Origin of the sequence: Streptomyces sp. NPDC001568 (genome assembly GCF_042893755.1) — a bacterium.
Taxonomy (GTDB): domain Bacteria; phylum Actinomycetota; class Actinomycetes; order Streptomycetales; family Streptomycetaceae; genus Streptomyces.
Genome location: NZ_JBIAVF010000003.1, coordinates 151,209 through 163,992, shown reverse-complemented (window position 1 = coordinate 163,992; position 12,784 = coordinate 151,209). Strand labels below are relative to the sequence as shown.

Sequence of the window (12,784 nt, the reverse complement as noted above, 5' to 3'; positions counted from 1 at the left end):
GACCTGCCTGTTCGCCGCCCTCTCCGGGCGCGCCCACGCCGTCACCGCCCGGGCGGTAACCTGGGGACGGTTGAATCCTCCCTGGTATCGCGTAGAACTGGATGACTGATGCATCGGTACAGGTCCCACACGTGCGGCGAGCTCCGTGCTTCCGACGTCGCCTCCGACGTCCGGCTGAGCGGTTGGCTCCACAATCGTCGAGACCTGGGCGGCATCCTCTTCATCGATCTGCGCGACCACTACGGCATCACGCAGCTCGTCGCCCGTCCCGGCACCGCCGCGAACGAGGCGCTGAGCAGCGTCACCAAGGAGACCGTCGTCCGCATCGACGGCAAGGTCGTCTCCCGCGGCGCCGACAACGTGAACCCCGAGCTCTCCACCGGTGAGGTCGAGGTCGAGGTCACCGCCGTCGAGGTGCTCGGCGCGTCCGCCCCGCTGCCCTTCACCATCAACACCGACGACGGGGTGAACGAGGAGCGCCGCCTGGAGTACCGCTTCCTCGACCTGCGCCGCGAGCGCATGCACCGCAACATCATGCTGCGCTCGGCCGTGATCGCGTCGATCCGCTCGAAGATGGTGGCGCTCGGCTTCAACGAGATGGCGACCCCGATCCTCACCGCGACCTCCCCCGAGGGCGCCCGTGACTTCGTCGTCCCGTCGCGTCTGAACCCGGGCAAGTTCTACGCCCTGCCGCAGGCGCCGCAGCAGTTCAAGCAGCTGCTGATGATCTCCGGCTTCGACCGGTACTTCCAGATCGCGCCCTGCTTCCGCGACGAGGACGCCCGCGCCGACCGCTCGCCGGGCGAGTTCTACCAGCTCGACGTGGAGATGTCCTTCGTCGAGCAGGAGGACGTCTTCCAGCCGATCGAGCGCCTGATGACCGAGATCTTCACGGAGTTCGGCCAGGGCCGCGAGGTCACCTCGCCCTTCCCGCGGATCCCGTTCCGCGAGTCGATGCTCAAGTACGGCAACGACAAGCCCGACCTGCGCTCCAAGCTGGAGCTCGTCGACATCACCGACGTGTTCGAGGGCTCGGAGTTCAAGGCGTTCGCCGGCAAGCACGTGCGCGCGCTGGCCGTCCCGGACGTGGCCGCCCAGCCCCGCAAGTTCTTCGACGGCCTCGGCGAGTACGCGATCTCCCTCGGCGCCAAGGGCCTGGCCTGGGTCCGCGTCGGCGAGGAGGGCGCCCTGACCGGCCCCATCGCCAAGTTCCTCACCGAGGAGAACGTCAAGGTCCTCACCGAGCGCCTCGGCCTCGCGGCCGGCCACGCGGTGTTCTTCGGCGCCGGCGAGTTCGACGAGGTCTCCAAGATCATGTCGGGCGTCCGCGTCGAGGCGGCCAAGCGCGCGGGCCAGTTCGAGGAGAACGTCTTCCGCTTCTGCTGGATCGTCGACTTCCCGATGTACGAGAAGGACGAGGAGACCGGCAAGATCGACTTCTCGCACAACCCGTTCTCCATGCCGCAGGGCGGCATGAAGGACCTGGAGGAGAAGGACCCGCTCGACATCCTGGCCTGGCAGTACGACATCGTCTGCAACGGCATCGAGCTGTCCTCCGGCGCCATCCGCAACCACGAGCCCGAGGTCATGCTGAAGGCCTTCGAGATCGCCGGTTACGAGGCCGAGACCGTCGAGCGCGAGTTCGCGGGCATGCTGCGCGCGTTCCGCCTCGGCGCCCCGCCGCACGGTGGCATCGCCCCGGGCGTCGACCGCATCGTGATGCTGCTGGCCGACGAGCCGAACATCCGCGAGACCATCGCGTTCCCGCTCAACGGCAACGCCCAGGACCTGATGATGGGCGCCCCGACGGTGCTGGAGGAGACCCGCCTGCGCGAGCTGAACATCGCGCTGCGCAAGCCGGTCGAGACCAAGGCCTCGGAGCGTCCCGTCTCCGACGCGGTCATCCCTGACGCGGGCTCCCCGCGCGGCTGAACCCCGTGACACGCGAAGGCGGCGCCCCCTCCGGTCGGAGGGGGCGCCGCCTTCGTTCGTTCGGGTACCGCCGCGCTGCTAGAAACCGTCGAGCAGGCCCTTGAGGAGCGTGGTCGAGGGCAATGCGGCGGGCGTGGGGCCGGCGTGGAAGAAGCCGGCGTTCCCGAGGTCCAGCCTGCGCACGAAGTCGAAGCCCTTCGCGTCGAGGTCACCGAACGCGACGAACTGCCAGCGGACGTCCGGAGCGGCGGTCGCGGCGTCCGCGAGGGCCTGCCGGGCGGGCTGACGGTTGTCGGGCGCGCCGTCCGTCTGGAAGACGACCAGGGCCGGACCCTCGCCGCCGTCCTTCTGGTACCGCTCCAGGACGGCCTCGACGGCCGCGTGGTAGCTGGTGCGGCCCATTCGGCCGAGCTCGGAGTGCCGGGCCCCGACCCAGGTCGCGTCGTGCGCGTCCAGGGTCAGGTCGGCGGTGCCGTCCACCTCCGTGGAGAAGAACACCGTGTGGACGGTGGCCTGCTCGTCGAAGTGCGCGGCCAGCGCGAGCGCGTGGTCGGCGAGGTGCTGGGCACTGCCGTCCTTGTAGAACCCGCGCATCGAGCCGGAACGGTCCAGTACGAGGTACACCTTGGCCCGCGCCCCGACCCGCCCCTTGCCGCGCAGCACCTGGCCGGCGGTCTTGTACGCACCGCTCACCCCGGGCGCCCGCCGCCGCACGGCTGCCGCCGCGACGGCGGACCCGAGCACGCCGACGGCCGCCGCGGGGGCGATGTCGGCGGGCTCGACGGCTTCCGGGGCCACGGGCACGGCTACGGGCTCGGGGGCTTCCGCCGCCACGGGCTCGGCTGCGGGCTGGACGGCTTCCGCCGCCACCGGAACCACGGCTTCCGCCGGCACGGGCTCGGCGGCCACGGGGACCACGGGCGCGGGGGCTTCGGATGCCGGCTCGGCGGTCACCGACTCCGCCACGGGCTCGGGCGCTTCGGGCGCGACCTCGGCAACCACGGGTTCCGCTTCGGGCGCGGAGCCGGCGTCGGCGGTGACCGCGGCAGCCGCGGGCAGGGGCTCCGGCTCGGCCACCGGCTCGGTCACCGGTTCCACGGGGGCGGCGGCGGGTACGGGCTCCGCGACGGGTGCCTCGGCCCCGGGGGCGACTTCCGCAGCCGGGGCCGGTACGGCCGACTCGGGCTCGGCAGCAGCTTCCGCTTCGGCTTCCGCTTCGGCTTCCGGGGTGACGGCCTCGACGGCCGGTGCCACGAGGGCCACTTCGGCCTCGGGCGCGACCTCGACCGCGGCAGCGGCCCGGAGTTCGGCGTCGGCCGCGGCGTCGGCCGCGACGGCGTCCGGAGCCTCCGCGACAGGTGCCTCGACCACGGGGGCGGAGTCCTCGGCCACGGCCGGTACGGCCACCTCGGCCTCGGGCTCGACGGCGGCCGGGGGCTGAACCGCGGCCACGGCGACGGGCTCGACAGCGGTCTCCGCCTCGGTCACGACAACGGGCGCGACGACGGGCTCGGCAGCGTCCGCCGGCGCCTCGGCCACGACAACGGCCGCGACGTCGGGATCGGCAGCCGGCTCCGTGGCCGGCTCCGTGGCCGGCTCCACCTCGGCGTTCGGCCGGGGCTCGGGCTCCGCGGCGACGGCCGGGGGTTCCTTCGCCGCCGGCTCCGCCGCGGTCGTCGTCGGGCCCTCGCCGCCGCCCTGCGGCGCCTGCGGGGTCACCGGGCGGCGCGCCTCCGGAACCGTCGGGTCCGTGGCGGGCACGGGGGCGGTCATGACCGTCCCCGGCTCGCGGTCCCGCGATGCGGGCTGCGGCGGAACCGTCGGGTTGTCGAAGGACGCCGCCACCAATTCGGCGGCCACGTCCAGCGGAGTGCGTTCCGTCTGGCTTGGAAGGGCCGCCGAAGGGGCGTCCGACGTCTCCGGAACCGGTTCCGCAGACCGTCCGAACACCTTGCGCAACAAGCTCCGAATACCCATGGGCCAGGCCTTTCGCATGAGTGCGTGAGTCATTTGTCCGTGCTGCGCGGATGATCCCTGCCCAGAGTGGACACGTAAGGTTATCGGCCGCCCGGCTGGATCTTCGGCAGGGGCGCCTTTCGTGGCGCCCGACTGTCCAGGCAAACGTGCCCGCGGTCGAACTCCCCCTCCGCCGTGCCGGGTTCATCCAGCGTTCATCCCCGCGCCGCCGCATCGGCGCAACCCGGGCCTAGCGTCACGGCTGGATTCGTTCCGACGCGTTGTCGGCACCGTGCACCTTCCGGAGGACACCTCGTGCGCAAGCTCCTGCCGCTCATCGGCAACCCGCATGGGAGCGGCCGTTCCGCTCTCACCTGCCGCTACCGCTGCGGCGACGCATGCTTCAACGAGGTGCCCAACACCAGTGACAACGAGTACGCGGGGGACGTCATAGCCCGCGCCTACTCCCGTCGCTCGATGCTGCGCTCCGCCGCGGTCGTCACGGTGGCGACCGCCGCCGGCACCGCCGTCACCCTCGGCGGCAGCGGAGGCCAGAGCGCCAACGCCACCCCCGTCACCGACGCCCAGCGCGGCGGCGAGGCCGCCCGCGGACTGCGCTTCGCGTCGGTCGCGCCGAACACCGACGACAAGGTCACCGTCCCCGGGGGCTACGAGCAGAACGTCGTCATCCGCTGGGGCGAGCCGATCGTCAAGGGCGCACCGGGGTTCAACGCCGACAAGCAGACCGCCGCCGCCCAGGCCGGTCAGTTCGGCTACAACAACGACTTCCTGAGCCTGCTCCCGCTCGGTGGTGACTACGAGCGCCAGCAGCTGCTCGTGGCCAACCACGAGTACACCGACGAGATCCTCATGTTCAAGGGCTACGACCCCGCGAACCCGACGCGCGAGCAGGTCGAGATCGCCTGGGCCGCGCACGGCCTGTCCGTGGTCGTCGTCCAGGAGGACCACCGCGGCGGCAAGCTGACCGCGGTCACCCGCCACCAGCTCAACCGGCGCCTGCACACCAAGAGCGAGTTCCGCATGACCGGCCCGGCCGCCGGCGGCGCGCTCCTGAAGACCTCCGTGGACCCGACCGGTACGAAGGTCCTCGGCACGCTCAACAACTGCGCGGGCGGCACCACCCCGTGGGGCACCACCCTGCACGGCGAGGAGAACTTCAACCAGTACTTCGCCAACGCCGGCCAGGTCACCGACCCCACCGCGGCCGCCCGCCTGAAGCGCTACGGCGTGACCTCGGGCGCCACCGAGCGCAAGTGGGAGCGGTTCGACAAGCGCTTCGACGTGGCCCAGGAGCCCAACGAGTCCCACCGCTTCGGCTGGGTCGTCGAGCTGGACCCGTACGACCCGAACTCCGTGCCCCGCAAGCGCACCGCGCTCGGCCGCTTCAAGCACGAGGCCGCTCAGCCCCGCCTGACCGAGGACGGCCGTCCGGTCGTCTACATGGGCGACGACGAGCGCTTCGACTACTTCTACAAGTTCGTCTCGTCGAAGCAGATGAAGAAGGGCAACTCGCGCGCGGCCAAGGAGCACAACCTCACGCTGCTCGACGAGGGAACCCTGTACGTCGCCAAGCTCACCGGTGACTCCCCGGTCGAGCAGTTCGACGGTTCGGGCAAGCTGCCGGCCGACGGCGAGTTCGACGGTTCCGGTGTCTGGATCAAGCTCGCCACCGGCAACGTCTCGCACGTCGAGGGCATGACGGCGGAAGAGGTCTACGTCTTCACGCGGCTGGCCGCCGACAAGGTCGGCGCGACGAAGATGGACCGCCCCGAGGACGTCGAGCCGTCCCCGCGCACCGGCCGCGTCTACATCGCGCTCACCAACAACACCGACCGTGGCAAGCCCGGCAAGGAGGGCGCCACCGAGTCCAACCCGCGCAACCTGAACAAGCACGGCCAGATCCTGGAGCTCGCCGAGAACTTCGACGACCCGGCCGGCGACGGCTTCGCGTGGCGGCTGTTCCTGGTCGCGGGCGACCCGAACGATCCGTCCACCTACTTCGCCGGGTTCCCGAAGGACAAGGTCAGCCCGATCTCCTGCCCGGACAACGTGGCGTTCGACCCGCACGGCAACCTGTGGATCTCCACGGACGGCAACCAGCTCGGCTCCCACGACGGCCTGTTCGGCGTCGCGACCGCTGGTGACCGCCGCGGTGAGCTGAAGCAGTTCCTCACCGTGCCGCGCGGCGCGGAGACCTGCGGCCCGATCATCCAGGACAAGCGGGTCCTCGTCGCGGTCCAGCACCCGGGTGAGATCGACGGCGCGTCCGTCGAGAAGCCGCAGTCGGTGTGGCCCGATGGGCCGGGCAAGATCGTCCGTCCGTCCGTGGTCTCCGTGTGGCGCAAGGACGGCCGCAACATCGGCGTCTGAAAACGCGAGTTGAGCCGCCCAGCGGGGCCGTGTTTCACGTGGAACACGGCCCCGCTCCGTTGGGTCGCCCCGTCAACCGTCCGCGGTCAGCAGCCCCACCGGAAGCCGGAGCGTGCTCACGGCGCCCCCGTCGGGGGCGTTGGAGAAGGTCAGCGACACGTCCAGGACGGCCGCCTGACCGGCGGCGATCGTCAGTCCCAGCCCGTGTCCGCGGCCCCGCCCGGGGTCCCCGGTGCGGAAGCGCTGCGGACCCTGCTCGATCAGTTCGGCCGGGTAGCCGGCCCCGTGGTCGCGGATCACCACGACCGGCCCCTCGACCGTGACCTCGATCGGCGGCTGCCCGTGCTTGTGGGCGTTGACCAGCAGGTTGCTGACGATCCGGTCCAACCGCCGCCGGTCGGTGAGCACGACCGCGTCCCGTACGACCTCCACCGACGCGGCCAGCCCGGTCCCGGCGACGGCCCGCCGGACGGCCCGGCCGAGGTCGATCCGGGCCAGTTCCGCCCGCTCCACCCCGGAGTCGAGCCGGGAGATCTCCAGCAGGTCCTCCGTGAGCAGGTGCAGGGCCTTGAGCCGGTCGTTGATCATTTCCTTGGGGCGGCCGTCGGGCAGCAGGGCGGCGGCCGCCAGCGAACCGGTCAGCGGGGTGCGCAGTTCGTGCGCGACGTCGGCGGTGAACCGCTTCTCGGCCTCCAGCCGGCCTTGCAGGGACGAGGCCATCAGATCCAGCGCCTGCGCCACGTCCCGCACCTCGTCGCGGTCGCCGGCCCGGCGGGGGTCGGCGCGGCGCGGGGGGAAACCGACCCGGGCGTCCAGGTCCCCGCCGCTGATCCGGCGGGCGACGGCCGCCGTCCGCGCGAGCCGGCGGCTGATCCGGTCGGCCAGGAAGAGGCCGGCCAGCGCCACCACGCCCGCGGCGAGCGCCGCGGAGGCGAGGATCGCGGTGTCGATGTCCCGGAGCCGCTCGCGCGTGCCCTCGTACGGGATCCACACCGCGAGGGCCTTCCGGTCGGCGGGCCCGGCCCCCCACATGACGGGTTCGCCCCGGTACTCGCCGACCATGCTGCCGGTCTGCCCGCGCCCGACGAGCCGGCGCAGCGGTACGGGCAGGGCGGGCGGGTCCAGGGCGACCGCGATGTCACCGTGCGCGGTGCCGTACTCGTAGTGGCCGAGGGCGTGGTCGAGGTCCCGGTAGACGTCCTTGCGGACCTCCCCGGAGATCTGCTCGGCGACCACGTTGTGCACCAGTACGCCGAGCACGGCGGCGACCGCGCAGCACACCAGGGTGGTGGTCAGCGCGATCTTCCAGCGGAGGCTGCTCAGCGCGCGCATCGCGTCCCGTCCTCACCGAGGGGGGCGTTCGCGAGCTCGGAGCACTCGTCGAGGGTCAGCTGCGACAGGTTCATGATCCCGGCCTCCGGGTCCCACACGTAGTCGGAGACGGAGATGTATGCGGGGTTCGAGGTGGGCTCACGGACCGCCAGGTGCTCGGCGGCCACCTCCACCCCCTCCAGCACCGCGCGGCGCGACAGGATCCGGGCGATGTTGCCGTCGTCCCGCACGGTGTAGACGCGCAGCTCGCTCAGCCGGCCGTCGATGTCGAGGGCGGTGATCAACTCGTCCTTGCCGTTGCCCGTCACGTCGTGCAGGACGGGGGGCCGCACGGGGCAGTCCGGACCGCCGTCCACAGCCTGTGTGCAGAGCGTCAGCCGCTGGGCCGCGCGCGGGTCGACGAGCCGGCCCGTCCCGCCGTCCTGGGCGGTGGCGGCGGTGACGTCGGCCCGTACGACGTCCACCGCGTTCACGCCGCGCATGCTGCCGGTGGTCACCTTGGGGAGCCCCGGCACGACGGCGGCCGCGCCCGGCTCCTGCCCCGGGGCGGCGGGATCGGGCCGGATCTCCCGCCACAGGCTCTGCGGGGCGTGCACGGTCCCGTAGTCGCCGACGCTCTGCAACCCCTCCACATCGGCACACCCGGCGCACACCCCGACCAGCACGACGAGCCCCGCCGCCCACCGCGCCCGCCGCACCGAGTCCATACCCCCGATGCTCCCCCCACCCCAGCCCCCGGGCCCGCACACTGACCCATTGGAGCGACCCGACCCCCGCCCCGGGCGTACGGCACCTCCTGGCGGCGCCGGGTCCGCGGGCCGGGATCGGTTCGAGTGCCGCGTGGCGCCGACCCCCGGGACTCCGCCCCGACCCCCGCGCCTCAAACGCCGGCGAGGCTGAATGGGCGGGGCCCCCTCCGACCGGGCTCGATGCGCGGCCCGGGGCCGGGTCGACTGCCGCGTGGCGCGGGCCCCCGGGACTCCGCCCCGGCCCCCGCGCCTCAAAAGCCGGCGAGGCTGGGATGGCACCGGCGGTGCTGGATTGGCGGTGCTGGATTGGCGGGGCCACCTACGCCGAGGCTGAATCGACGGGGGCACCGTCGGCCCGGGTGGGCCGCGCAGGTCGGGGTCGGGGACGGGGTGGGGTGTCGTCCGGGACTAAAACGTGATTTGTTGGCGCCCGGTACCGTCCACCAGCGCAGCCTGGACAGGGCGCCATAAATCATGCCCGTCCCGGACGGCACCCCACCCCGGCACCGGCCCCGACCCACCCGCAGCCCCGAACCGGCACCCGCCCGGCACCCGCCCGCAGCCCGGGACCGACCCCGCACCCCCGCGCACCGGCCCCGACCCACCCGCAGCCACCCCGACCCCGCAGCCCCGGGCTGTCCACCCAGCCCGGCCACGGCTACCGCGTGGGTTGCGCTATCGCGCGAGCCGCCGCCACCTCCTGGTGGACCGGGGACAGGACGCTCGACGCGTTCGGTGCCGGGGGCACCTCCACCCGGACCGGCGTCACGCTGCTGCGGACCCCCTCGGCGAGCCCCCGCAGCTCCCGCGCGATCCGTTCGACCTCCTCCGCGGCAGGCGGCTCCGCCCCGTGGTTCACCCGCACCCGCGCAGCCGTCGTCGCGTCGACGATCCGCTCCACGGCCACCACCAACGGCCACCACGCCGCCGCCCGCGCCCCGGTCGGCGGCGGCTCCGTCAACGCCCGCTGGAACTCGCTCCGCACCCCGGACAGGTCCCGATAGATCCGCCGCCGCGCCTGCAACCGCGCCTGCCGAGCCACCCGCACCGCCGCCTCGTCCGCCACCGGCGCAAAGCACCGCTCCACGTACCGCGCCGCGTCGTCGACGCAGTCGGCGAGCCGGTCCCCGAGCCGGGTCCGCCAGCTCTCCGGCCACAGCAGGTACCCGGCCAGCAGGGTGATCGCGCACCCGATCAGACTGTCCAGCAGCCGCGGCCGGATCAGGTCGAACCCCTGGTGGTTGAGCAGGTCGGACAGCAACAGGATGACCGGCGTGATCGCCGCCGTCTGGAACGCGTACCCCTTCGCCGAGAACGCCGGGATCAGCGCGGCGAGCGCGAACATCACCGGCACGTCCCACCAACCGCGCGGCACCTCCGCGAGCACCGCCGCCGCGAGCACCAACCCCGCCGCCGTGCCCAGCGCCCGCAGCAACGCCCGGGAGAACACCGAGCCGAAGTCCGGCTTGAGGACGAAGGTGACGGTCAGCGCCACCCAGTACGAGCGCTCGACCTCGATCAGCGAGACCAGCGACTGGGCGAGCCCGATGCACAGCGCGAGCCGCAGCCCGTACCGCCAGGACGCCGACGACAGCATCATGTCGCGCACGGCGCGCCGCGCCCGCACCCGCAACGCGGCGGGCCGGCCGAGCCGGTCGTCGACGTTGTGGGTCTCCGGCTCGGCGAGGTGCACGATGGCCGCCGCGTGCCGCAGCGCGGCGTCGATGGCCCGTTCGGACTGGCTGTGCGGGGCGGGCAGCACGAGGACGTGGGCTCCGGTGCGCCCCTCCTCGACCGCGTCGGCCAGCTCACGGACGGCCGCCGGCACCTCGGGCGCCAGGGGCCGACGCCGCAGGTGCGCGGCGGGGGCCGCTTCCACGAGCGGGATGAGCACGTTCAGCTGGGCGAGCATCCGCACGAGGGACGGGCTGCGCCCGTGGACGCGGGCGCGCCGACCCAGGACCAGGTCGTAGGCGTGGTTCAGGGCGAGGGTGACCTGGCGGCGGCGGTCCTCGTACCCGGGCCCGCCCGCCGCTTCGAGGCCGTCGGCGAGGGCCCGGTAGGCGGCGGCGACGGCGGCCCGTTCCGGCCGGCGGCCGCGCAGGGGCCAGCCGAGCAGGGTGAGCGCCAGGACGAACAGCCCGCCCGCCGCGAGGAGCAGGGGCGCGATCCACCAGGGCCGGGGCATGGGCAGCCCGGCGCCGACGACGGCGTTGAGCAGGAGCAGCAGCCCGGACACCGAGGCGACGGTGCCGATCGAGGAGATCATGCCGGAGACGAGGGCGATCAGGGTGAGGACGCCGACGGCGAGCCAGCCGTGCCCGAAGACGAGGGTGCCCAGCGCCACTCCGACGGCGCCGAAGAGCTGCGGGACGGCGATGTTGAGGACGCGCATCCGATAGGCGTCGGCGGTGTCGCCGATCACTCCGGAGAGGGCGCCCATGGAGACGAGCGCACCGTACTCGGGCTCGTCCAGGGCGAAGCCGACGGCCAGCGGGACGGAGAGGGCGACGCCGGCGCGCAGGACGGCGGCCCACGGGATGGGGGCGGCCGTCGGCCGCAGGCCCGCGAGCAGCCAGGCGGGGGGTGCGAGGGGGTTCGGCCGGTCCCGGCCGGGGGGTATGTGCTCGGTGCGTCGTTCGGTGGTCATTCCGCTTCCGTGTCGCCGCTCGCGAATCGGTTCTTCTGGGGAGTTCTGCGGAGGATGGGTACCTTCCGAGCTTATGGGGTGCGGCGGAGCCGGCCTGCCAGCCAGGCGCCGAGCGCCGCGGCGAGGCCGATGGCGAGCACGATCCAGGCGGTGGTCCGCAGCCAGGCGGTGAGCGCGTCGTAGACCGCGGCGGCGGCGGGCCGGTCGACATCGGTCGGCAGGTCGTCGAGGGCGAGCCTGCGGCACAGGGTCACCGTGATCCACAGGAGTCCGGCCCCGACGGCGAGCCCGATCCCGGTGGCGAGGACGGCGCGCCGACGCCGGACGGCGACGGCGATGGCCGCCGCGGCGAGCGCCAGCGTCAGCAGGGGCAGCCAGACTCCCGCGATCTGGAGCATGTGGAAGCCCTTCCGGAGCGCGCCGAGGTTGTCGTACTCCATGACCTTCACGGACAGGTGGGTTTCGGGGATGCGGTCGGCGAAGGGCACGCCGTCCCCGACGAGTTCGCTCTTGACCTGGGCGATCACGGGGGCGAGGTCGATGGTGAGGGCGTCGCCGTGGCCGGTGGTGAGGGCGTCGAGGAAGGCGGCGTGGGCGGCGCGGTTCGCGGCGTCCCAGGCCGTCCGATAGGCGGGGGTGCCGGCGAAGGAGCGCAGGGCCTCGCCGATGAGGTCGTCGACCGTGTCCTGGAAGGGGCCTGCGTCGATCTGTCCGGCGAGGGCGCGGCCCGCCTGCGTGACGACCACTCCCTGGACGGCGGGGTCCTCGGCGAGCGGGGACATGGCCGCGGTGTACCGGTCGGCGTTCCCCAGTTCGTGATCGGCCCAGTACGCGACGGCGCTCGCGGGCACGAGCAGGGTCACGAGGACGATCAGGGTCGCCGACAGGAAGGTGCGCACGTCACCAGGGAAAGGCGGGGCGCGGGGCGGCGCCACCGCTGCTGCTGCGAGTGGGTGGGAGCGGCCCGGCCGACACCGCCCCGCCGGCGGCCGGACGGGTGATCCACTTGCCGGGTGGGGGTGGCGGGTGTGCTCTGGAGGCTGGAAGAGAGGAGCCCGTCATGGCACATGCGGCACCTACCGTCTCCAGGCGGCGCCGACCGGCGAGGTCGGCCGATGCGCACCACACGAGCAGGAGCGCGCTGCTCCGCCCGTTGCTGGCCGGCCTCGTCTACGGGGTGTGGGCGGCCTTCATCAAGCGCCAGATGGGCCCGGTCGACGCGGGCAACGTCTTCTACGGGATCCTGTGCGGAGTCCTCTTCGCCGCGATCATGTTCGCCCTGGCCCGGGTGGGCCCCCGGCTGAAGCGCGAGGTGCACGCCGCCGCCTACGGCGTCTTCGGCGGTGTCGCCGCCGGCTACCTGCACAGCCTGACGAACGAATCGGTGCTCCGTGCCACCGGCGTCGGGTTGGCGGTCGGCGTGGGCGTCGGACTCGGGGCGTTCTACCGCTACTACACGCGAGAACCCTGATCGAGTCCGCACGAACCGTTCCTGATCGAGTCCGCACGAACCGTTCCTGATCGAGTCCGCGCGAACCGACCCTGATCGAGTGGGCGAGAGCCGACCCCGATCGAATGCGCGCGAACCCGGAGCCCACCCCGCCACGGCCCGTCCTTTCGGCGGACGCGCCTCGGCCGCGCGCACGAAGCGCTGCGCGCCGCCGCTGCCGGACACTGGCGGCGGCGCCGGTTCCCGTGCCCGTGGTCGAACCTCACGTGACCACTGCTGCACGCCGAGGGCGTGGGAACCGGCGCCCCCCATGTCTCTGTCTCG

8 protein-coding genes are annotated in these 12,784 nt (G+C 73.2%); 3 read left to right on the top strand and 5 right to left on the bottom strand.

What is annotated here, in order from left to right; genetic code table 11:
* Window positions 1–108: 108 nt before the first annotated feature.
* Window positions 109–1,932, top strand: a complete 1,824-nt coding sequence (gene aspS, locus ACFY0I_RS06535; RefSeq protein ID WP_388891055.1) for an aspartate--tRNA ligase — start codon at window positions 109–111, stop codon at window positions 1,930–1,932.
* 78 nt (window positions 1,933–2,010) lie between these two features.
* On the opposite strand, the gene ACFY0I_RS06530 is transcribed toward aspS, so the two are convergent.
* On the bottom strand, window positions 2,011–3,792 hold the full coding sequence (locus ACFY0I_RS06530) for a VWA domain-containing protein (RefSeq protein WP_388891053.1): 1,782 nt from the start codon (window positions 3,790–3,792) through the stop codon (window positions 2,011–2,013).
* A 411-nt stretch (window positions 3,793–4,203) separates the two neighbouring features.
* On the opposite strand from ACFY0I_RS06530, the gene ACFY0I_RS06525 reads away from it, so the two are divergent.
* Entirely contained in the window at window positions 4,204–6,279 is a 2,076-nt protein-coding gene (locus ACFY0I_RS06525; protein WP_388891050.1) for a PhoX family protein, read from the top strand.
* 72 nt (window positions 6,280–6,351) lie between these two features.
* Here ACFY0I_RS06525 and ACFY0I_RS06520 read toward each other — a convergent pair whose 3' ends face one another.
* From ACFY0I_RS06520 to ACFY0I_RS06505, 4 genes are all read right to left on the bottom strand, one after another.
* The gene (locus ACFY0I_RS06520; RefSeq protein ID WP_388891047.1) at window positions 6,352–7,611 is read right to left on the bottom strand and encodes a sensor histidine kinase; all 1,260 of its coding nucleotides are present in this window, start codon (window positions 7,609–7,611) and stop codon (window positions 6,352–6,354) included.
* Window positions 7,599–8,318, bottom strand: a complete 720-nt coding sequence (locus ACFY0I_RS06515) for a hypothetical protein (protein ID WP_388891044.1) — start codon at window positions 8,316–8,318, stop codon at window positions 7,599–7,601. Before ACFY0I_RS06515 ends, ACFY0I_RS06520 begins: the two co-directional genes overlap by 13 nt.
* Before the next feature lie 700 nt (window positions 8,319–9,018).
* Window positions 9,019–11,010 carry an FUSC family protein gene (locus ACFY0I_RS06510; RefSeq protein WP_388891041.1) on the bottom strand — a complete coding sequence of 664 codons (1,992 nt, stop codon included), beginning with the start codon at window positions 11,008–11,010 and terminating at the stop codon, window positions 9,019–9,021.
* A 71-nt stretch (window positions 11,011–11,081) separates the two neighbouring features.
* Window positions 11,082–11,909 (bottom strand): hypothetical protein, encoded by an 828-nt coding sequence (locus tag ACFY0I_RS06505; protein WP_388891038.1) that lies wholly within the window; start codon window positions 11,907–11,909, stop codon window positions 11,082–11,084.
* Between the two features lie 161 nt (window positions 11,910–12,070).
* Between ACFY0I_RS06505 and ACFY0I_RS06500 the strand changes: the two genes are divergently transcribed.
* The gene (locus tag ACFY0I_RS06500) at window positions 12,071–12,481 is read left to right on the top strand and encodes a hypothetical protein (RefSeq protein WP_388891035.1); all 411 of its coding nucleotides are present in this window, start codon (window positions 12,071–12,073) and stop codon (window positions 12,479–12,481) included.
* Window positions 12,482–12,784: the final 303 nt, after the last annotated feature.

What these genes read in the sequence shown, in the direction of transcription:
- aspS (WP_388891055.1), top strand. Translation starts at nt 109, where the DNA reads ATGCATCGGTACAGGTCCCACACGTGCGGCGAGCTCCGTGCTTCCGAC.
- ACFY0I_RS06520 (WP_388891047.1), bottom strand. Translation starts at nt 7,611, where the DNA reads ATGCGCGCGCTGAGCAGCCTCCGCTGGAAGATCGCGCTGACCACCACC.
- ACFY0I_RS06515 (WP_388891044.1), bottom strand. Translation starts at nt 8,318, where the DNA reads ATGGACTCGGTGCGGCGGGCGCGGTGGGCGGCGGGGCTCGTCGTGCTG.
- ACFY0I_RS06510 (WP_388891041.1), bottom strand. Translation starts at nt 11,010, where the DNA reads ATGACCACCGAACGACGCACCGAGCACATACCCCCCGGCCGGGACCGG.
- ACFY0I_RS06500 (WP_388891035.1), top strand. Translation starts at nt 12,071, where the DNA reads ATGGCACATGCGGCACCTACCGTCTCCAGGCGGCGCCGACCGGCGAGG.